We start from the raw sequence: 19,433 nt of genomic DNA, 5'->3' as shown, positions 1-19,433 counted from the left end.
CGAATCCGCCCCGGCAAAACGCCGATTGGTTCAAAGAGGAAAGATCAGACATGACTTATCAAAATTATTCGCTGAAGCAGCTTCAGCAGATCGATGCCGCGCATCACCTTCATCCGTTCACCGACCATAAGGAGATGCGCGAGGCGGGCTCACGCATCATCACCCACGCCAGTGGTCCGTTCATCTACGATTCCGAAGGCACGGAAATCCTCGACGGCATGGCCGGGCTATGGTGCGTCAATGTCGGTTACGGACGCGACGAACTGGCCGACGCGGCTTACGCCCAGATGAAGGAACTGCCCTACTACAATTCCTTCTTCAAATGCTCGACACCGACCCCGGTGCTGCTGGCCAAAAAGCTGGCGGAACTGGCGCCGAAACACGTCAACCAGGTGATCTACGGCTCGTCCGGTTCGGAGGCCAACGACACGGCGTTGCGCCTTGTCCGCCACTATTGGGCACTGGAAGGCAAGCCGGAGAAGAACCGTATCATTTCGCGCAAGACGGCCTATCACGGCTCGACCATTGCCGGCACGTCGCTGGGCGGCATGGAGCCGATGCACAAGCAGCTCAACGGCGCGGTTCCCAACATCGTCCATGTGATGATGCCTTATGCCTACGAGCTGGCTCTGCCTGGCGAAAGTGACCATGATTTCGGCCTGCGCGCGGCCAAGGCCGTCGAGGATGCAATCCTCGAAGCCGGCGCCGACAAGGTCGCCGCCTTCATCGGCGAACCGGTGATGGGGGCAGGCGGCGTGAAGATACCGCCGATGAGCTATTGGCCGGAAGTACAGCGCATCTGCCGCAAATACGATGTCCTCCTGATGCTGGACGAGGTCATCACCGGCTATGGCCGCACCGGCGAGTGGTTCGCAGCTCAGACCTTCGGCATCGAGCCCGATACCATCACCACCGCCAAGGCGCTGACCTCCGGTTATCAGCCGCTGTCGGCGCTGCTGGTCGGCGACCGCATCGCCGCGACTCTGGTCGAGAAGGGCGGCGAGTTCAATCACGGCTACACTTATGCCGGCCACCCCGTGGCCTGCGCCGTGGCGCTGAAAAACCTCGAGATCATGGAGCGGGAAGGTCTGGTCGATCGGGTCAAGAACGACACCGGACCCTATTTCGCCAAGGCGCTGCAGGAGCACATTGGCGGTCACGATCTGGTCGGCGAAGTGCGCTCGATCGGGCTGATGGGGGCGATCGAGATCGTCAGGGATAAGGCGACCAAGGAGCGCTTCCTGCCGGCCGGGAGCGCGGCCGTGATTGTCCGCGACCACGCGATCGCGCAAGGCATGATGCTGCGCGCCACCGGCGACACGATGATCTTGTCGCCGCCGCTGATCTGGACGAGCGAGACGATCGACATGGCCTGCGAGCGCATCGCCAATGCGCTTGATCTGGCGCAAGCCGATTTGCGCAAGCGGTAAGGCAAAGACAATTGCCGGGCGTCCTGCAGCCGGACGCCCGGCGTTTGAACGCCCCATTCTGCCGAAGAGCTCGCCAGGCGAGGATCGGCCGCGAGGGCGTCAATCAGGTCTCTACGCCCTGAAATACAAACCCTAGAGGGTCAGCTATCAGAAACATTCGATGGGTCATCGAACGCAACATCAATCTGTTGCGCACCGTGTCGGTTCTGCCCCAGGTCGATAACCCGGAACAGCCGCTCACCAGGGGTCACTACGAGGACTCCGGCGGTGACGCGCAATATTTACCTTAACGTGTGAGAAGTAGAGAGACATCGACACGAGGTGCGAAAAAGCAACGCCAATACAGCTGATTAGTTACGGCGTATGTATTCTCGCAGATATGGTATTGGCCGTCAGGGGATTCCTGTACGCGGTCCCGTGGAATAGTGAAGTTATGCGGCAAATAAGTGTAACCGCCGTCTATCCTGGACCGCACCGAAGACCGAGGTATGGCGCGGCAATCAGAGCCACCGCAACACTTGAATTTCGTCTGTGGGTCAATCTTGTCTTCGTACCAATCGTGAGCGTTGGCGGCTGTTGCGGCGGCGATACACATTGCCGTGAAGATGAACTTTCGCATGGCTTACCTCAAGTATTGGCAGGCGCTGCTCGTCCGAGCGTCCATGTATATTAGTGTTCCGTTAAAAATACCATTGGGTCTCCGACTGATTGACCGAGTTCCAGCAAGCGGCGCTCGCGACTGAAAGACCGCATTGAGTTACGGCTTCCATCCGAAGCGGCCTTTCGAGAAAGCGAAGAGATCGACCGCCGGCCGCTCAGCCGTGACGTTCGTAAGCCATCTGTAAGTCCGGTCCTGTCAACTTCACCCGATCGGCAGCGAGAGGAAATTGCGCGCCTTTCGATCAGCTTGGCTGTCAAGGATGTCGGGTCTGTTGGAAGCAGAGGGAGTGACAAATGTTTAAACATCTGTCTCGGGAGATCTCACGGTTGAACAATCGGAAGTTCTGGAAAAAGCCGCGTTCTTGATCATCAGCGCGAGGAAAGAGGCCGCAGCGATGCTGGCGCGAACAAGTGTACAGTTGCCTGACGACGGGTTTTGGGGTCGGGAGTCCGTGCCACGCGCACATTGAGGGGCAAGGCAACTGTGGGTGCCCCGATTACACAGGCGATGGTGGGACCTGTTTAACGCTGGTCACCGTCGATCCGGGCTTCTCTCCCGTGCGCAGTTGCGGCCATCCACCATCAAGACATCTTTCCACGTAAGCTCGCACGATACGGCGAAACGCAAAAACCGCGCTCCATCGGGAACGCGGCTTTGCCAGATACGCATGGCGCTTCGCTACCAGAACACTTGCGAAACTTACGGGCTCCGGTACGCGAGACCTGATCCGGAGCGCCGGGCGGATGCGATATGCCGCCTCGCATTCCGTTTTACAGGCACATCGTTACCGGCGGGTTATCGAGAGTTTAAGCAAATCTAAATTTGCGATGTTTCTTTGCCAGGAAATCAAAAAACCCTGTCGAGTTGCGCACGCTCGGGTCAAGCCCGAGAGCAAGCTTTTGGGCGACATGCATTACGCCGGGGTACCGCGCAGGAAATTTATGATGCCTGAAAAATCGACACCGGCGTGTCCCTGGGCGTTGAACAGCGCGTAAAGCTGGGCGGCCTCGGCGCCGAGCGGCGTCACCGCACCGGCGCTTTGCGCGGCTTCCTGCGACAGTTTCAGGTCCTTCAGCATCAGTGCTGCGGCAAACCCCGGCATGTAGCCATTGTTGGCCGGAGACGTCGGCACCGGGCCGGGCACCGGGCAGTAGGTGGTCAGCGACCAGCACTGGCCCGACGAGGTCGAGGCGACGTCGAACAGCGCCTGATGGGACAGGCCAAGCTTTTCCGCCAGAACGAAGGCTTCGGCGACGCCGATCATCGAAATGCCTAGGATCATGTTGTTGCAGATCTTTGCCCCCTGTCCGGCGCCATCGCCGCCGCAATGGACGATGCGGCCGGCCATCGGCGTGAGGATTGGCTCGGCTTTGGCGAAGGCATCCTTCGAGCCCCCGGCCATGAAGGTCAGCGTGCCGGCGGTGGCGCCGCCAGTGCCGCCGGAAACCGGCGCGTCGATCGACAGCAGCCCATGTTTGGCAGCAATGGCGTGGGCTTTTCGTGCCGATTCGACGTCGATGGTCGAGGAATCAATGAACAGCGCGCCTTGTTTCGCCTTGGGCGCGATGTCGTCATAGACCGACAGGACGTGCTTGCCGGCCGGCAGCATGGTGATGACCACATCGGCCGCCTTCACCGCGGCAAGGGCATTGGCCATGACGACGACGCCATGGTCTCTGGCGATGACGAGATTTTCCGGCACCAGGTCGAAGCCGTGCACGGCATATCCCGCCTTGACGAGGTTGGCGGCCATCGGGTTGCCCATATTGCCGAGGCCGATGAAGGCAATGGTGGTCATAATGGCACTCCGTGTTTGGGTGAGGCAGTAGGCAGTAGGCAGTAGGCGGTCTATTCGGGCGCAAGCTTGATAATAAGTTGGCGAAGCATTTTTCCGATGCCCTCGGTTGCTAACAGCATGTGATAGGCTTGATCATGGGTGGCAAGGCCAATGCGTTCAGCGATCTGGAGGTGTGTCTCGAACTCCTTCAGCGAGCCTTGAGCTATCCTGAGAAATTGCTGATAAGAGCCTCTGTTGTCTCGGCCATAACCTTCCGCGATATTCGCGGGGATAGAGGTCGCTGAGCGGCGGATTTGGCTGGTCAACCCATACAATTCCTCTTTTGGCCATGCCTTGGTCAACGAGTAAGTGGTGACGGCCAGATCCATCGCCTGCTGCCACACGATAAGATCCTTGTACGAATTGATCTTGCCGGCCATCTTTCACCTACTGCCTACTGCCTAGATGCTTTAGCGGCCGATCAGGGCACGTGCGATGATGACGCGCATGATCTCGTTGGTGCCTTCGAGAATCTGGTGGACACGCAGGTCCCGGACCAGCTTCTCGATGCCGTAATCGTGCAAATAGCCGTAGCCGCCATGCAGTTGCAGGGCGTCGTTGGCGATGTTGAAGCCGATGTCGGTGACGAAGCGCTTGGCCATCGCCGACCATTTCGAGGCATCCGGTGCCTTGCGGTCGAGCTTCGAGGCGGCGGCGTAGAGGAATATCCGTGCTGCCTGCAGCTCGGTCTCCATGTCTGCGAGCTTGAATTGCAGCGCCTGGAATTGGTTGATCTTGGAACCGAAGGCCTTGCGCTCGGCGGTGTAGGACAGCGCCTTGTCGAGCGCCGATTGCGCGCCCCCCAGCGAACAGGCGGCGATGTTGAGCCGGCCGCCGTCAAGCCCGGCCATGGCGATGCCGAAGCCGGCGCCTTCGGCCGAGAGCAGGTTTTGCGCCGGAACCTTGCAGTCCTCGAAGACGACCTGGCGGGTCGACTGCATGTGCCAGCCCATCTTGTGCTCGTTGGAACCGAAGGACAGGCCGGGCGCATCCTTCGGCACGACGAAGGTGGAAATGCCCTTCGGCCCGTCGGCGCCGGTGCGCGCCATGACGATGTAGATGTCGCTGTCGCCGGCGCCCGAGATGAACTGCTTGACGCCGTTCAGCACATAATCGCCGCCGCTTTTCAGCGCGCGCGTCTTCAGCGCCGCCGCATCCGATCCCGAGCCCGGCTCGGTCAGGCAATAGCTGGCCAGCCATTCCATCGAGGTCAGCTTCGGCAGGAAGTGCTGGCGCTGCTCGTCGCTGCCGAAGCGGTCGATCATCGACGCCGCCATGTTGTGGATCGAGATGAAGGAGGAAAAGGCCGGATCGGCGCGCGAAAGCGCTTCGAAGATCAGCACCGCGTCGAGCCGGCCGAGCGCCGAGCCGCCGACATCGTCACCGACATAGATGCCGCCGAGGCCGAGCGGGCCGGTCTCGCGGATCACATCCGCCGGAAAATGCTTGTTGCGGTCCCAGTCGAGCGCGTTCGGCGCGACGCGGTCGGCGGCGAAGGCCTCGGCCATCTCCTGGATCGCGCGCTGGTCCTCGTTGAGTTCGAACTGGCTGGTGCTCGCATCGACAGCGGCGTCCATGGCGTGCTCCCTGATGTTTCCGGCCTGCTGGCCTGTCGTTTTTGGCTTTGCGCGCGCACCAATCTAGACCAATGATGCCGCCGCGCAAGCTGACCCTCCGCGGAACGGCTGTGCGTGAATCGGAGTCAGATGTGTCGACGAATTCAAATGAACTGCTTGAGCATTTCCGAACCTATCTCGAAACCTTCGATGATGCGCTGGTGGGCGATGCGGTGACCCGGATCGGCTGGGACATGCCGGTCCGTCCGCTCGAGCCGCATCGCCTGCCTTGCCTTCGCTATCTCGATCGCGCTGCGGAACTTGCACCGCCAGATGCCAGATCGCTGGCGCGGTTCCTCACGGCGCATCGCAATGAGCTGCGCTGGGGCCAGACCTACAGCGCCGCCGATTTCGGCGCGGAATTCCTGGCCAGATACGGCTGGCTGGAGATCTTTGGTACGCGCGGCCATTTCGTCAATGACGAGGTTGCGGCCGGTCTCCTGATCCTCGGGCCAGATATCGTCTATCCCGACCATCATCACGTCGCCGAGGAAATCTACATTCCGCTGACCGGCGGCACGCAGTGGCGCATGGGCGAAGGCGAATTTCGCAGGCGCGAGGCGGGTGAGGTGATCCACCATGCCTCCAATGTCAGCCACGCCATGCGCACCGGCAAGGAGCCGCTGCTGGCGCTCTACATCTGGCGCGACGGGCCGTTGGCGGCAAAATCGACGATCACAGGAACGACGGCACAGGGCAAGGACTGATGGCCAGGGCGATCATGCTGCAAGGCACCGGCTCCGATGTCGGCAAAACGGTGCTGGTCGCGGGTCTGTGCCGCGCGGCGAAAAAACGCGGGCTGAAGGTGCGGCCGTTCAAGCCGCAGAACATGTCGAACAATGCCGCCGTCGCCGACATTCCCGGCGACAAACTCGGTGGCGAGATCGGCCGCGCCCAATGGCTGCAGGCGATCGCTTGTGGCGTGACGCCTTCCGTCCACATGAACCCGGTGCTGCTCAAGCCGCAGACCGATATCGGCGCGCAAGTGGTGGTGCAGGGCAAGGTGTTCGGCGAGGCGAGGGCGCGCGACTATCAGACGCTGAAGGGCCAACTGATGGATGCGGTGCTGGACTCCTGGGCAAAGGTCGGCGAGGGCGCCGATCTGGTCATCGTCGAGGGCGCCGGCTCGCCGGCCGAGATCAATCTCAGGAGCCGCGACATTGCCAATATGGGCTTTGCCACGCGCGCCAACGTGCCGGTGATCCTCGTCGGCGATATCGATCGCGGCGGCGTCATCGCCTCGCTCGCCGGCACACACCTGATCCTGCCGGAAGAGGACCGGCGCATGATCGTCGGCTATCTCATCAACAAGTTCCGTGGCGATGTCTCGCTGTTCGATGACGGCATCAAGGCGATCAAGACGTTCACCGGCTGGCGCTGTTTTGGCGTCGTGCCGTGGCTGAAGGCGGCAGCGCGGTTGCCCTCGGAAGATTCCGTTGTGCTTGAGCGCCTGGCTTCCGGCGAGAAGCGCGCGTTGAAGGTCGCGGTGCCCATGCTTTCACGCATCGCCAATTTCGACGATCTCGACCCGCTCAAGGCCGAACGCGAAGTCGAGGTGGTCTTCGTGCCGCCTGGCCAGCACCTCCCGGAGGACGCCGGGCTGGTGGTCATTCCCGGCTCCAAGTCGACGATCGCCGATCTCCTGAAATTTCGCGAGAATGGCTGGGATCGCGACCTTCTCGCGCATCGCAAGCGCGGCGGCTACATTGTCGGCATCTGCGGCGGCTTCCAGATGCTGGGCAAAATCGTGCGCGACCCCGACGGTATCGAGGGCAGTGTAACCGAGGCGGAAGGCCTTGGCTTGCTCGATATCGAAACGGTGATGGAGCCGGAAAAGACGGTGCGCAATGTCAGCGCGCATTCCGTGCCATTCGACCTGCCGCTTGAGGGCTACGAGATCCATCTCGGCCGCACCACCGGACCGGACACGCTGCGGCCGTCCGCCGTCATTAACGGCGTCGATGACGGCGCCATCTCGACCGACGGCAAGGTATCCGGCAGCTATCTGCACGGGCTGTTTTCCGCCGACGCTTTTCGAGCGAAATTCCTGGAAAACCTTGGCGTCAAAGGCGGCGGCATCGATTATCGCGCCGAGGTCGAACGGGCGCTGGACGAGGTCGCAGCCGAGTTGGAGACCCACCTCGACTGCGACGCCATCTTTGGCCTTGCCCGTTAGCTGGCGGGCTCGGCGGCCTTCGGCCAGTAGGTGCCAAACGACCAGACATTGCCTTCCGGATCGCGGCAGATGAACTCGCGGCTGCCATAGTCGCGGTCGGTGAGCTCTTCCAGTATTTCGGCGCCGGCCTTTTTTGCTTTGGCATAGGCGGCATCGGCATCGTCAACGGCAACGTAGATCGATCTGCCACCACCTGGGCTCGGTGCACCGATCATCTGGCCAAACTTGTCGTCGCGTGCGGTGCCCAACATGATCATCGAGGAGCCGAAAGTCAGTTCAGCGTGCTGGACGATATCGCCTTCGCCGTAGCGGGCACGAACGGCAAAGCCGAAGGCTTCACCCAGCCAATCGATCATCTTCGCGGCATTGCGGTACCGTAAGGTGGGATAGAGCCTGGGCGCTTCGGTGGTATTCGGCATGACGACCTCCTTCGTTTGGATTGGTGATAACCCAGTCTGGGCGAAGGTTGTTGTGGCGTCTTGAAGAAATGTTACCTGAGCGTCCTGGAAAGGACCCTGCGCGTCTATGCCTGGGCGGCAAGCGTCGTCGGCGTTTCGCCGGCAAGTTCGCGGAATTCGCGCACCAGATGCGCCTGGTCGGCATAGCCGCAGTCGGCAGCGATATCGGCCCAATCGGATTTGTCCTGCCTCGACAGCCCGAGCGCCCGGTTGAAGCGGACGATGCGCGACAATGTCTTTGGCCCGACGCCGATCGCGTTGGAGAATTTCCCCAAGAGATGCTTGCGGCTCCAGCCCAGCCTGCCGGCAAGCGACGACACGCGGATACGGCCGCCCGAGGTGATGATCCGTTCATAGGCCCAAGCGATTTCGGCCTGCGTTTCCCGGGCCTCAGTCAGCCGTGTCGCGACGAATGCCTCGACGATGGCAAAGCGTGCGCTCCAGTCGCGCGCGTTTCCAAGCCTTTCGCGCAGCGCGATGCCTTCGAGGCCGAGCACATCGTCGAGGCCGACCATGCGGTCGGTCAGCTCGCTCATCGGAAGGCCGAAGAAGCGGCGGGCGCCGAGCGGTGTGAAATTGACCTGGACACAGCAGGCGCCACCGTAGGATTCGATCACCACCGGACCGGCGTAGAGGCCGGCGGCGAAACTGGCAAAGCGGTCATTGTCGCTGGGATTCTTGCCGAGACCGATGGCGAAGGGTTCGGCAAAACTGATGACCAGCGGCACGGTCAGCGATGCATATTCGACGTTGCGGAAATAGCCCGGTGCCGTTTCGTGATAGAAGCAGATATCGGTGACCGCGCCGTGAAGCTCAGGGCCGGGCGCACGCCGCACCATCTCGAACCGGCCGAGGCCGGGGCTGTGATGATTGCTGCCGTCTTCGCCTTTGGCGGACATGAATTTTCCTTCCGCTGGGGAACAGTAGCAGACCTGCCCTCAGAATCAAAAGCGCCCGGCTTGTGGCCGGACGCTCCGAGTTGCCTGAGATTTGAGTGCTTAGGCGCCGCGCATCAAGCAGCCACCGGCAAGCACGATATAAGCGATGAGGGCAATCCAAACCGCGGGTATGGGAATGAACGCAAGGACGCCAAAAGCGGCGAGAAGGCCAAGAATGGCGATAACAAGGGATATGATGAAAATAAGCTGTGTAGGCGCACTGAGATTCATGTGTGGCTCCTCCAACATGATTCGTACGGCCACATACTATCAGTCACGCCGCCACACACCAATTAGCGTGCGCAGCGGGTTTGAGCATGACGAGGGTCTGGGTGGCAAGATCGAACATCGGATAGTTGCGGGGAGAGAGACGTCCGGCGCGTTCGACCACCCGTTTGCGCAAGGCCGATTCCGCGCTACCTATTCGCAACGAATCGGAAAGGGACGCTGATGGCATTCGCTTTGCTGGACCAGATACGCTCGATCTTCGACGGCGACCCCGGCGTGCGCAAGGTCGCGGACGATCCTGTGCTGTCGGCGGAATTGCTCATGCTGTTTCGCATGATCCTCGCCGACGGCACGGTCAGCGAGAGCGAAATGGCCGCCTTCAGGCGCATCTGCCGGGAGGCCTTCGGCATTCCGGAAGCCAGCATCGACAGCGTCATCGAATATCTCAACGAATTCGGCTACGAGACCAACAGCTCGCAAGCCATCGCGCAGTTCCGTGACCTCGACGTCGAGCGGCGCAAGCTGCTTGTTCGCCATATGGCCGAGATCGCCAAGGCCGATTCGCAACTTGCCGGGACCGAGATGCAGCTCTTGCGCCGCACGCTCGACCTGCTCGACATCAGGCCTGCCGATGTGGTGAGGCCGCAAACGTAAGCCCCAACGGCCCGCCGTTCACCCTTGCTCCTGTAGCCGGCGCGTTATCGCCCGGTGCAGGTCCGGAGCAGCAGTGACCAGCGCCTTGGCTGCCTCGGATTGCGGGTGGTCGAGAACCTCGCTCGTCCTGCCGCGCTCGACGATCCTGCCGTCATCCATGACCATCACCTGGTCTGAAATGGCGCGGGCGACGGTCAGATCGTGGGTGATGAAGAGGTAGGCAATGCCGAGCTTCTGGTTGAGCTCGGCGAACAGATCGAGCACCTGGGCGCGGATCGAGACGTCGAGCGCCGAGACAGGCTCGTCGGCGACAACCAGTTTGGGGCGAGTGATGATGGCGCGGGCGATCGACAGGCGCTGGCGCTGACCACCTGAAAACTCGTGCGGATATTTGTCCATGTCGCGTGGGCTGAGGCCGACCTCGTGCAAGGCTTTTGCCACCATCTCGCGCCGCTCGGCATTTCCCGGCTTCTTCTCCAGGACATGCAGTGGCTCGGCGACCAGCTTTTCGACCTTCTGGCGCGGATCGAAGGAGCCGTAAGGGTCCTGGAACACCACCTGCATGTCGCGGCGTGCCGGCTTGAGCTCAGTCTCGCTCTTGCCGGTGATGTCTTGCCCACGAAACCGGATCGTTCCCGATGTCGGCTCGTCCAGCGCCAGGACCATGCGGGCAAGCGTGGACTTGCCGCAGCCGGAACGACCGACCAGCGCCACCGACTGGCCCGGTGCCATCGAAAATGAGACATCGTCGACGGCGCGGATCGGAGGCGCGCGCTTCAACAGCGAAGTGCGACGTCCCGGATAGTCCCGCGTCACGCTGTCTACCTGGAGCAGCGGTTTGGCACCCTGGAGCACGGGGTTGTCCGGGCCGACCTCATGTGTCCTGGCTCGGGCCGGCACATGCATCGATGCCTGCGCCAGTTGTCGCGTATAGGGATGGAGCTGTTCGGACAAGGTGCGCGCCGTATCGCCGGCCTCCATCACTTCGCCGTGGCGCAGGATGGTGATGCGATCCGCCATCTCGGTCACCACCGCGAGGTCATGCGAGATCAGCAGCAGGCCGATGCGGTTTTCCGCGACCAGATCGCGCAACAGGTCGAGGATCTGCGCCTGCAGCACCACATCGAGCGCCGTCGTCGGCTCGTCGGCGATCAGCAGCTTGGGCTTCAGCGCGCAGGCAATGGCGATGACGACGCGCTGGCGCTGACCGCCGGACAGTTCGTGCGGATAGCGTGACAAGGGAAACTGCGCCGCCGGCAGGCCGACCCGGTCGAGCATTTTTCGCGCGCGGTCCTCGGCGTCGGCTCGGCTTGCCCTGGTGTGCCAGCGAATGCCTTCGGCGACTTGTTCGCCAATGGTCTTGACCGGGTTCAGCGCCGTCATCGGTTCCTGGAACACCATGCCGATATCGTCGCCGCGCAGCGCGCACATCTGGTCTTCGCTGGCCGCAAGAATGTCGATGCCGTCGAAGATGAGACGCCCGGTGGCGCGCGCCGCCCAAGGCAGAAGCTGCATTATCGTGAGCGCCGTTATCGACTTGCCCGAGCCGGATTCGCCGACCAGGCCCATCACCTCGCCGGGGGCGACGGAGAGCTCGACATCCCTCAGGATCGGTGTGTCGCCGATGCTCAGCGACAATTTTTCGATTTCGAGCAGGCTCATCGCTGCCGCCGCGATTTGGGGTCGAGGATGTCGGCAATACCGTCGCCGAGCAGGTTCAGTCCAAGCACGGTGATGACGATCGCCATGCCCGGAAAGATCGCCATCCACGGCGCTGCCACCATGCGGGTCTGCGCATCGAACAGCATCCGCCCCCAGCTCGGCATTGGCGGCTGTGTGCCGAGCCCGACATAGGAAAGCCCGGCTTCGGCCAGGATGCCGAGCGCGAACTGGATGGTGCCTTGCACCAGGAGCAAGGTGACGATGTTGGGCAGCACATGTTCCAGCGTGATCAGCGTCTTGCCTTTGCCGGCGGCGCGCGCGGCAAGGATGAATTCGCGCGGCCATATCGCCAGCGCGCCGGCCCGGGCGACGCGGGCGAAGACCGGAATGTTGAAGATGCCGATGGCGATGATGGCGTTGAGCGCGCCAGGGCCGAAGATGGCGGTGATCATGATCGCCGAGAGCAGGGCAGGGAAGGCGAAGACCAGATCGTTGAGCCGCATCACTGCTTCGTCGAGGATGCCGCCGCGCGCCGCGGCAAAGGCACCGAGCGGCACGCCGATGCCCATGCCTATGCCGACCGCCACCAATGCGACGGCGATCGAGTTGCGGGCGCCAACCATGATCATCGACAGTATGTCGCGACCGAAATGATCGGTGCCGAACCAGTGTGCCAGCGACGGTGCTTGCGTCTTGTCGGCGATCACCAGCTTGGTGACGTCATAAGGCGTCCACAAGAACGAGACGATCGCGACCACCGCCACCAGCGCCGTGATGACGAAGCCGGCGAGGAACGAGCGGTTGGTGAAGGCCTTGACGAGGATGTCGGCAAAATTTTCTTCTGGGATGTCGAAGCGCAGCGTCATTGGCGGCTTCTCAGCCGCGGATCGACGACCGCATAGGAGAGATCGACTAGCAGGTTGACGGCAATGACGGCGGCGACCAGCAGCATGACGACGCTTTCGACGACGATCAGGTCGCGCTGCGTGATCGCCTGGAACACCAGCCGGCCGAGGCCCGGCAGGTAAAAAACGTTCTCAATGATGATGGTGCCGGCGAGCAGGAAGGCGAACTGCAGGCCGAGAATGGTCAGCACCGGGATCATGGCGTTGCGCAACGCATGCCGCCACAGGACGGCGCGATAGGGCAGCCCCTTGGCGCGGGCGGTGCGGATATAGTCCTCGTTCAGCACTTCGATCAGCGCCGAGCGGGTGACGCGGGCGAGGATCGCCGCTTGCGGCAGGGCGAGCGCGACCGCCGGCAGGAACAGCGATTTCAGCGCCGGCCAGACGCCCGCGCTCCAGCCCGGAAAACCGCCCGCCGGCACCAACCGCAGCCAGACGGCGAAGAGGTAGATCAGCATCAGCGCGAACCAGAAATTCGGCACGGCGACGCCGAGCTGTGCGGCGCCCATTGCGATCGTGTCTCCGGCCCGCCCGTGCCGGCCGGCGGAAAACAGCCCGACCGGAATGGCAATGAGGGTGGACAGCGCCAGCGCGATCAGCGCCAGCGGCAGCGAGACGACGACGCGCTCGCGGACCAGGTCGATGACCGGCACCGAATAGGTGTAGGAACGGCCGAAATCGAGGCTCAGCAAGCCGCCGGCCCAGTGCAGATAGCGCGCGGCAAGGGGCGCGTTGAGGCCCATCTGGTTGCGCAGCAACTCGATCTGCTCAGCGCTGGCGTTCAGGCCAAGCATCAGCCGCGCCGGGTCGCCGGGAATGATCTCCAGCACGGCGAAGACCACCATCGAGGCCAGAACCAGGGTAACGATGGCGATGGCGAGACGTTTGAGGAGATAGGCGGTCATGGAGGGAGGACCGCAGGTCCGCTCAGCGCGACAACTGGATGAAGGTCGCGTTCCCGCCAAGCCCCCTCTGTCCTGCCGGACATCTCCCCCTCAAGGGGGGAGATTGGCGGTTTCCATGTCGGCGCTAACCTTGCAGCGCTGATGGTTAGCGAAAGCAGTAATGAGGGCTTAATCTCCCCCCTTGAGGGGGAGATGTCCGGCAGGACAGAGGGGGGCGCGACGGAGTGCAAAGTTTCGCCTTTCTGTCAGCAACTCACTCCGTCCACTTCACCTTGGTCAGATCGTTGGCCTGGATCGGTGCGTTTTCCCAAAAACCCTCGAGCTTGGCGTCCCAGACGCCGACTTTCGGCAGTTCGTAGAGGAAACCGACCACGGCATCGTCGGCCAGTATCTTCTGCGCCTCGCCGAGCAGCGTCATGCGCTTGACCTCGTCCGAGGTGAGGTTCAGATCGGCGATGATCTTGTCGAAGGTCGGATTGTCGTAGTTGAAGTAATAATCCTTGCGCGAATAGATATCGATGTCGTTGGGCTCGGTGTGGGAGACGATGGTCAGGTCGTAGTCCTTCTTGGTGAAGACCTGGTCCAGCCATTGCGCCCATTCCACGGGTACGATCTGCAGATCGATGCCGACATCGCGAAGCTGCGAGGCGATGATCTCGCCGCCCAGCCGCGCATAGGGCGGCGGCGGCAGTTTCAGCGTCGCCTTGAAGCCGTTCTCGAGCCCGGCTTCCTTCAGCAGTTCCCTGGCCTTGTCGACATTGTGCGGATAGAGGCCGGTGAGGTCGACATAGGCTTTGCTCGCGGGCGACATATGCGAGCCGATCGGCACGCCGAGACCGGCCGAAGCGCCGTCGATGATCGCCTTGCGGTCGAGCGCAAAGGAGATCGCCTGTCTGACCTCAGGTTTGTCGAAAGGCGGTTTCTTGTTGTTCATCGAAAGGATGGTCTCACCCTCGGTCGCGCCGATCACCACCTTGAAGCGTGGGTCGCCCTGGATCTGCGCGACGCTGTCGAGATCGGGGAAGAAGGGGAAGGCCTGGACGTCGCCGGAAAGCAATGCCGGCACAGCGGCAGCCGCATCGGGAACGATGCGGAACTCAGCCTTGTCGAGAGCAACCGGAGCACCCCAGTAAGTGTCCGACTTGATCAGCGTGATCGACGAGCCCTTGGCCCAGCTCTGGAATTTTAACGGGCCGGTGCCGACAGGCTTTTCCTTGTTGGTGTCGGCTGTCTCAGGGGCGACGATGACCGCGTCGCCCCAGCCCATATTGTAGAGGAAGGAACTCTGCGGGTTCTTCAGCGTAATCTTGACCGTCGCCGGATCGACCACCTCGACCGTATCGATGGCGGCGAACAGGCCCTTTTGTGCATTGACGGAGTTGTCGGCGCGGGCGCGGTCGAGCGAAAATTTCACGTCGTCGGCATTGAAGTCGGTGCCGTCATGGAATTTGACGCCGGTATGCAGCTTGAAGGTGTAGGCCTTGCCGTCGTCGGAAATGGTCCAGCTTTCGGCCAGATCCGGCAGCACCTCGCCGTTCGGACCGATGCGGGTCAGCCCCTCGAACACGTTGGCGTACAGAATTTCGTCGATCGCCGCCGCAGCACCCGCGGTCGGATCGAGATGCGGAGGTTCGAGCGTGATGCCGATGACCAGGTCGGTCCGCGCGGCAAATACCGATGTTTCGGCAGCCAGCACCAGGCCTGCAGCGGTGAGAATGGTTTTCCACAATTTCATCGTGCAACTCCCGATATGCTCAAAAATGCTCAGAACCCGGTGGATAGAAGCGTGATTTCGCCGAGGAGTAAATTGCGTTTCGTGCTTTCCGGCAGCGCCGGCAGGAATGTTTTTCCGTCAACCGCTAGAGCGGTTCAGCTTTTGGTAGAACCACCGAGCCGCTTCAAGTATTTGTTTTTACGCAATTCCGGACGGAAAACCGCTACGCACTTTTCCTGGAATTGCTCCAGCGCTGGCGATTGAAGCTTGCCCGTCGCCACCGGATTACCGTGCGCCCGCGCCGGTGAGCAGTATGTTCAGCCCGATCGCCATCACCTTTGCCGATTCGACCATGTCTGATATCCCGACCCATTCGTCGGGCCTGTGGGCGAGGTCGAGAATGCCCGGGCCGTAGGCGATGCAGTCGTAGATGTGGCCGATGCGGGCAATGTGCTTCTGGTCGTAAGTGCCGGGCGAAATCACATAGTCGGGCTCGCGGTCGAATATCTCCATGATGCCTTGCGCCACCGCCTTCACCACCGGCGCGTCGCGCTCGGTCATCAGCGGCAGCACCTCCATGAGGTCACGGATCTCGTAGTCGAATTTCTTGCGCTCGCGCTTCAGCCGGTCGAGGATATCGGTCACCTCGCTTTTGACGGTGCCCAAATCCTCTTCGAGCAGGAAGCGGCGGTCGATGGTCAGCCGGCAGGAATCGGGCACATTGGGCGAGGGCAGGCCGGGCCGGAAATCCTCCGTCTGGCCGCCATGGATCGAGTTGATGTTCATGGTCGAGCGCTTTGCGCCGTCGGGCACGACCGGCATGCGTGTGATCTTGCGGTCGAGCGCCGGGAACAGCTCGTCCTCGAAAGCCCTCAGCACGGCGCCCATGTGGTGCACCGCATTGTCACCGAGGAACGGCATCGAACCGTGGGCGATCTCGCCCTTGGTCTCGATCTCCGCCCACCAGACGCCGCGATGGCCAAGGCAGATGCGGTCCTTGTTCAACGGCTCGGGGATGATGACATGGTCGACCTTAGGCCTGGAGAAATAGCCGAGCTTTGCCAGATGGGCGACGCCGCCAAAGCCGCCGGACTCCTCGTCGACCGTGCCTGAAATTTCGATGGCGCCGGGAAAGTCGGGGAAGACCTCCATGAAGGCCTCGACGGCGATGATCGAGGCGGCCAAGCCCCCCTTCATGTCACAGGCGCCGCGGCCGTAGACCTTGCCGTCCCTGACGATGCCGGCGAAGGGATCGAGGCTCCAGCCGTCGCCGGCTTCGACCACGTCGATATGCGAGTTGAAATGCACGCAGGCGCCGGGCGTGCGGCCATCGAAGCGGGCCACGACATTGACGCGCGGGTAGAGATCGGTGTCGCCGGGCGTGCCTTCGGCGCGGATGAATTCGACTTCGAAACCGCGCTTCTTCAGCCGTGCTCCGACGTATTCGGCGCATGGCCGGTAGGCTTCGCCGGGCGGATTGACGGTCGGAAAGCGGATCAGGTCAGCGGTCAGCGCGACCAGGTCGTCGACCCTATTATCGACCGCTTTCAGGAGAAGTTCGTTCATTCGGCGAATTGAGCAGCCAACGGTGCGGTTTGGCAAGCCTGTTGGCGGACCCCGCCGCGTGCTGTTGCGGCAACTATCGCGGGAAATCGTTCAAATTCGCTGCTTTGGATTGGTGAATTCGTCAAGGAGTATGTGGTTACCTCACTTGCCATTTAAAAAATCAAGAATAGCGTGAAGGCAGGCAGGCAAGGGCAATCAAAGGGGTTTGATCGCATGAAAAAGACCGTTCTCATGGCAGCGTTACTGGTAACGATGCTGTTCAGTTCTTCGGTCGAGGGCTGGGCAGCCAAGCTGGTTGCAAGGATCGACGTGTCATCGCAGACGATGACTGTAAGATACGGTCAGGCGGTTTACCGCTGGCGCGTGTCCACGGCGCGCCAAGGTTATATCACGCCGCGCGGCAGCTACCGGCCGCAACGAACGGCACGGATGTGGTATTCGCGCAAATACGACATGTCGCCGATGCCTCATTCGGTGTTCTACCGCGGCGGCTACGCCATCCATGGCACGGGAGCGGTGAAGTCTCTCGGGCGCCCGGCGTCGCATGGCTGCGTGCGGCTGCACCCCGCCAATGCCGCCGCCTTCTATTCGATGGTCCGGCAAGCCGGCTTTCGCAACACGCGGATCGTGGTGACCAACTAACTGTAGTTGGCTGCAAGCGAAGGAAGCGAGAAGCAGAGGGTTCGCGGCTGGCGGCTCATATCTCCTCGACGGCGTCGGCAATGTAGCCGCCGGTCTGCCGCTTCCACAGTCGGGCATAAAGCCCGTCGCGTTCGAGCAGCGCCGATGGCGTTCCCTCCTCGACGATTCGACCTTTGTCGAGAACGACGATCCGGTCCATCCTGGCAATCGTCGACAGGCGATGAGCGATGGCGATCACCGTCTTGCCCTCCATCAGGAGCGCGAGCTTATCCTGGACCGCCGCCTCGGCTTCGCTGTCCAGTGCTGATGTCGCCTCATCAAGGACCAGGATTGGCGCGTCCTTGAGCAACACCCGGGCGATCGCGACGCGCTGGCGCTGTCCGCCGGAAAGCTTCACTCCGCGGTCGCCCACGAAGGCTCCATAGCCGGTGCGGTCTTCGCTATCTCTGAGATCGGCGATAAAGCTGTCCGCCTCGGCCAGCATCGCAGCGTGCTCCAATTCCCCTTGCGGGGCATCGGGCCGGCCGTAGCGAATGTTGTCGCCGACGGAGCGATGCAGCAGCGAGACATCCTGGGTGACGACGCCGATGCTCTCCCGAAGGCTGGCCTGGGTTACGCCACGAACATCCTGTCCATCGATCAGGATAGCGCCGCCCTTCAGGTCGAAGAACCGCAGGAGCAGGCTGACAAGGGTCGACTTGCCGGCGCCGGAGAGGCCGACGAGCCCGACCTTCTCGCCGGCACCCACGGTGAGCGACAGGTCTTTGATCACCTTTTGACCCTCTCGATATTCGAACCGGATGTTCTTGAACTCGACTTTGCCTGCCGTAACAGCAAGCGGCTTGGCATCCGGCGCATCTTTTATGGTTGGCGGCGTCGTCACGACCGGCATCGCGTCGCGGATCGTGCCCACCGCCTGGAATATCTGCTGACCCATCTGCAGGAAGGCACGGGAGTTGGCATTGAGCCGCTGAACGATGGCGATCGAGGCGGCGAACTGGCCGATCGTGACGAAGCCGGCGACAAACCCCCAGAGTCCTATGGCGACGTTGGTGAGAAAGAGGACAACGTTGAGCAGGACGACGCCAATGTCGGTTGTCAGATAGATGCGCCTTTCGCGCTGCTGGGTCCCGATGGCGTTTTCCATGATGGCGCGCATCGCGCCCGCCTCACTGTCTTCCGCCGCAAACAGCTTGACCATCTGGATGTTGCTGTAGAGGTCGGTCATGGCGCCGACAACAAGGCTGCGGCCCCGCGCCGACCGGCGCGATCGTTCGGAATATTGGGGTACCGCCACCACCGCGATGGCAATGTTGGCAGCGATCCAGACGAAAACGGGAAGCGCCAGTGGCCAGGACAAGGCGCCAAGCAGAACGAGCGAACCCACGAGCTGCACAAAAAACAGCGGTATTCTGTAAAAGGCGACGACGATCTGCTGCTGCACGGCGGATGCGACTTGCGAAATGCGCGACGCAACCTGGCCTGCGAAGAGATCGTGGAAGAAGGCAAGGTCCTGGCGTTCCACCGCCTTGTGGCCCTACCATTGCATCGCCGCCGGCATGCACACGGCCACCGTCTGGGAGTTCAGCGCATTACCCAGGAAGATGAGCAGCGGCAGTACGGGGAAAACCAGAACGCCGAGAACGGCTAGCGTCAGCCAATCCTCCTGCAGGAAAACCGCCGCGCCCTTGGCACTCACCCCGTCGACAATGAACGAGGCTCCCCAGATCGTCGCGAGGTTGATCCCCTCGACCGCCATCATCAAGACGGTAATGGCCGCAAGAGTACCGCGGAACATCCGCGCGAAATGCAGGAGCAGCGCAAATGGCCCGCTCGCAGGCAACGGCGTCGGTGGGATATCCAGCGGACGGATAATCGTCTCGAAAGGGCGATAAACGAGATCAGAAAACCACATGGCGATGCAAACAGGCGAAGGAGACGGCGACCGCCGGTACTTAAACACGGATTGGGCTAAGCGGGAAAACGCGCGATTTGTTTGTTAACCGCTACCTTGACGTAGACGTGCCCGATTGGTTTGCCA

Annotated in this window: 17 protein-coding genes and 2 pseudogenes; 7 read left to right on the top strand and 12 right to left on the bottom strand. The window is 61.8% G+C overall.

Annotated features, from left to right (window positions below; translation table 11 throughout):
- Window positions 1-50 precede the first annotated feature (50 nt).
- The 3 genes and pseudogenes from AC0L26_RS15815 (at window position 51) to AC0L26_RS15805 (ending at window position 2,693) form a co-directional block, all read left to right on the top strand.
- Window positions 51-1,430, top strand: a complete 1,380-nt coding sequence (locus tag AC0L26_RS15815; protein WP_473633379.1) for an aspartate aminotransferase family protein — start codon at window positions 51-53, stop codon at window positions 1,428-1,430.
- A gap of 983 nt (window positions 1,431-2,413) precedes the next feature.
- Window positions 2,414-2,560, top strand: a pseudogene (locus tag AC0L26_RS15810) (DUF6422 family protein); the annotation flags it as partial.
- Window positions 2,502-2,693: a DUF6422 family protein gene (locus AC0L26_RS15805; protein ID WP_473633378.1), complete on the top strand. Its 192-nt coding sequence runs from the start codon at window positions 2,502-2,504 to the stop codon at window positions 2,691-2,693. The pseudogene AC0L26_RS15810 and the gene AC0L26_RS15805, both read left to right, overlap by 59 nt.
- Window positions 2,694-3,004: 311 nt before the next feature.
- On the opposite strand, the gene mmsB is transcribed toward AC0L26_RS15805, so the two are convergent.
- Genes mmsB through AC0L26_RS15790 form a run of 3 tightly spaced genes read right to left on the bottom strand, consistent with a single transcriptional unit; the run spans window position 3,005 to window position 5,505 of the window.
- Window positions 3,005-3,889: a 3-hydroxyisobutyrate dehydrogenase gene (gene mmsB, locus AC0L26_RS15800; protein WP_473633377.1), complete on the bottom strand. Its 885-nt coding sequence runs from the start codon at window positions 3,887-3,889 to the stop codon at window positions 3,005-3,007.
- A 50-nt stretch (window positions 3,890-3,939) separates the two neighbouring features.
- Window positions 3,940-4,308, bottom strand: coding sequence for a four helix bundle protein (locus AC0L26_RS15795; RefSeq protein WP_473633376.1), 369 nt, complete (start codon window positions 4,306-4,308; stop codon window positions 3,940-3,942).
- 30 nt (window positions 4,309-4,338) lie between these two features.
- Window positions 4,339-5,505, bottom strand: coding sequence for an isobutyryl-CoA dehydrogenase (locus tag AC0L26_RS15790; protein WP_473633375.1), 1,167 nt, complete (start codon window positions 5,503-5,505; stop codon window positions 4,339-4,341).
- A 131-nt stretch (window positions 5,506-5,636) separates the two neighbouring features.
- Between AC0L26_RS15790 and AC0L26_RS15785 the strand changes: the two genes are divergently transcribed.
- Both AC0L26_RS15785 and AC0L26_RS15780 read left to right on the top strand, forming a co-directional pair.
- Window positions 5,637-6,251, top strand: coding sequence for a dimethylsulfonioproprionate lyase family protein (locus AC0L26_RS15785; protein WP_354490980.1), 615 nt, complete (start codon window positions 5,637-5,639; stop codon window positions 6,249-6,251).
- Window positions 6,251-7,720: a cobyric acid synthase gene (locus tag AC0L26_RS15780; RefSeq protein WP_473633374.1), complete on the top strand. Its 1,470-nt coding sequence runs from the start codon at window positions 6,251-6,253 to the stop codon at window positions 7,718-7,720. Before AC0L26_RS15785 ends, AC0L26_RS15780 begins: the two co-directional genes overlap by 1 nt.
- Here the strand turns inward: AC0L26_RS15780 and AC0L26_RS15775 are convergent.
- The 3 genes from AC0L26_RS15775 to AC0L26_RS15765 all read right to left on the bottom strand — a co-directional run bounded on the left by AC0L26_RS15775 (window position 7,717) and on the right by AC0L26_RS15765 (window position 9,347).
- Window positions 7,717-8,139, bottom strand: coding sequence for a VOC family protein (locus AC0L26_RS15775; RefSeq protein WP_473633373.1), 423 nt, complete (start codon window positions 8,137-8,139; stop codon window positions 7,717-7,719). The genes AC0L26_RS15780 and AC0L26_RS15775 overlap by 4 nt on opposite strands.
- A 104-nt stretch (window positions 8,140-8,243) precedes the next feature.
- Window positions 8,244-9,077, bottom strand: coding sequence for a helix-turn-helix domain-containing protein (locus AC0L26_RS15770; protein ID WP_473633372.1), 834 nt, complete (start codon window positions 9,075-9,077; stop codon window positions 8,244-8,246).
- Between the two features lie 99 nt (window positions 9,078-9,176).
- Entirely contained in the window at window positions 9,177-9,347 is a 171-nt protein-coding gene (locus AC0L26_RS15765; RefSeq protein WP_095486751.1) for a hypothetical protein, read from the bottom strand.
- 219 nt (window positions 9,348-9,566) lie between these two features.
- Here AC0L26_RS15765 and AC0L26_RS15760 point away from each other — a divergent pair, with 219 nt between their 5' ends.
- Window positions 9,567-9,998 (top strand): TerB family tellurite resistance protein, encoded by a 432-nt coding sequence (locus AC0L26_RS15760; RefSeq protein WP_352931841.1) that lies wholly within the window; start codon window positions 9,567-9,569, stop codon window positions 9,996-9,998.
- An 18-nt stretch (window positions 9,999-10,016) separates the two neighbouring features.
- On the opposite strand, the gene AC0L26_RS15755 is transcribed toward AC0L26_RS15760, so the two are convergent.
- The 5 genes from AC0L26_RS15755 to AC0L26_RS15735 form a co-directional block, all read right to left on the bottom strand.
- Window positions 10,017-11,660, bottom strand: coding sequence for an ABC transporter ATP-binding protein (locus tag AC0L26_RS15755; protein WP_473633371.1), 1,644 nt, complete (start codon window positions 11,658-11,660; stop codon window positions 10,017-10,019).
- Window positions 11,657-12,526, bottom strand: coding sequence for an ABC transporter permease (locus tag AC0L26_RS15750; RefSeq protein WP_473633370.1), 870 nt, complete (start codon window positions 12,524-12,526; stop codon window positions 11,657-11,659). The genes AC0L26_RS15755 and AC0L26_RS15750 overlap by 4 nt, the downstream gene beginning before the upstream one ends.
- Window positions 12,523-13,470, bottom strand: a complete 948-nt coding sequence (locus AC0L26_RS15745; protein WP_473633369.1) for an ABC transporter permease — start codon at window positions 13,468-13,470, stop codon at window positions 12,523-12,525. Before AC0L26_RS15745 ends, AC0L26_RS15750 begins: the two co-directional genes overlap by 4 nt.
- A 253-nt stretch (window positions 13,471-13,723) precedes the next feature.
- Window positions 13,724-15,205 carry an ABC transporter substrate-binding protein gene (locus AC0L26_RS15740; RefSeq protein ID WP_473633368.1) on the bottom strand — a complete coding sequence of 494 codons (1,482 nt, stop codon included), beginning with the start codon at window positions 15,203-15,205 and terminating at the stop codon, window positions 13,724-13,726.
- Between the two features lie 264 nt (window positions 15,206-15,469).
- The gene (locus AC0L26_RS15735; RefSeq protein WP_473633367.1) at window positions 15,470-16,750 is read right to left on the bottom strand and encodes an acetylornithine deacetylase/succinyl-diaminopimelate desuccinylase family protein; all 1,281 of its coding nucleotides are present in this window, start codon (window positions 16,748-16,750) and stop codon (window positions 15,470-15,472) included.
- A 213-nt stretch (window positions 16,751-16,963) separates the two neighbouring features.
- Here AC0L26_RS15735 and AC0L26_RS15730 point away from each other — a divergent pair, with 213 nt between their 5' ends.
- Window positions 16,964-17,392 carry a L,D-transpeptidase gene (locus tag AC0L26_RS15730; RefSeq protein WP_473633366.1) on the top strand — a complete coding sequence of 143 codons (429 nt, stop codon included), beginning with the start codon at window positions 16,964-16,966 and terminating at the stop codon, window positions 17,390-17,392.
- 55 nt (window positions 17,393-17,447) lie between these two features.
- On the opposite strand, the pseudogene AC0L26_RS15725 reads toward AC0L26_RS15730, so the two are convergent.
- Window positions 17,448-19,307: pseudogene (locus tag AC0L26_RS15725) on the bottom strand (ABC transporter ATP-binding protein).
- Between the last annotated feature and the right edge of the window lie 126 nt (window positions 19,308-19,433).

This window comes from Mesorhizobium sp. WSM4823 (assembly GCF_055811195.1).
This window is presented reverse-complemented; position numbering and strand designations above follow the sequence as displayed.

Coding starts and splice junctions, on each gene's coding strand:
- AC0L26_RS15740 (WP_473633368.1), bottom strand. CDS start 15,205: ATGAAATTGTGGAAAACCATTCTCACCGCTGCAGGCCTGGTGCTGGCT.
- AC0L26_RS15795 (WP_473633376.1), bottom strand. CDS start 4,308: ATGGCCGGCAAGATCAATTCGTACAAGGATCTTATCGTGTGGCAGCAG.
- AC0L26_RS15765 (WP_095486751.1), bottom strand. CDS start 9,347: ATGAATCTCAGTGCGCCTACACAGCTTATTTTCATCATATCCCTTGTT.
- AC0L26_RS15770 (WP_473633372.1), bottom strand. CDS start 9,077: ATGTCCGCCAAAGGCGAAGACGGCAGCAATCATCACAGCCCCGGCCTC.
- AC0L26_RS15750 (WP_473633370.1), bottom strand. CDS start 12,526: ATGACGCTGCGCTTCGACATCCCAGAAGAAAATTTTGCCGACATCCTC.
- mmsB (WP_473633377.1), bottom strand. CDS start 3,889: ATGACCACCATTGCCTTCATCGGCCTCGGCAATATGGGCAACCCGATG.
- AC0L26_RS15780 (WP_473633374.1), top strand. CDS start 6,251: ATGGCCAGGGCGATCATGCTGCAAGGCACCGGCTCCGATGTCGGCAAA.
- AC0L26_RS15775 (WP_473633373.1), bottom strand. CDS start 8,139: ATGCCGAATACCACCGAAGCGCCCAGGCTCTATCCCACCTTACGGTAC.
- AC0L26_RS15730 (WP_473633366.1), top strand. CDS start 16,964: ATGAAAAAGACCGTTCTCATGGCAGCGTTACTGGTAACGATGCTGTTC.
- AC0L26_RS15760 (WP_352931841.1), top strand. CDS start 9,567: ATGGCATTCGCTTTGCTGGACCAGATACGCTCGATCTTCGACGGCGAC.
- AC0L26_RS15790 (WP_473633375.1), bottom strand. CDS start 5,505: ATGGACGCCGCTGTCGATGCGAGCACCAGCCAGTTCGAACTCAACGAG.
- AC0L26_RS15815 (WP_473633379.1), top strand. CDS start 51: ATGACTTATCAAAATTATTCGCTGAAGCAGCTTCAGCAGATCGATGCC.
- AC0L26_RS15745 (WP_473633369.1), bottom strand. CDS start 13,470: ATGACCGCCTATCTCCTCAAACGTCTCGCCATCGCCATCGTTACCCTG.
- AC0L26_RS15735 (WP_473633367.1), bottom strand. CDS start 16,750: ATGAACGAACTTCTCCTGAAAGCGGTCGATAATAGGGTCGACGACCTG.
- AC0L26_RS15755 (WP_473633371.1), bottom strand. CDS start 11,660: ATGAGCCTGCTCGAAATCGAAAAATTGTCGCTGAGCATCGGCGACACA.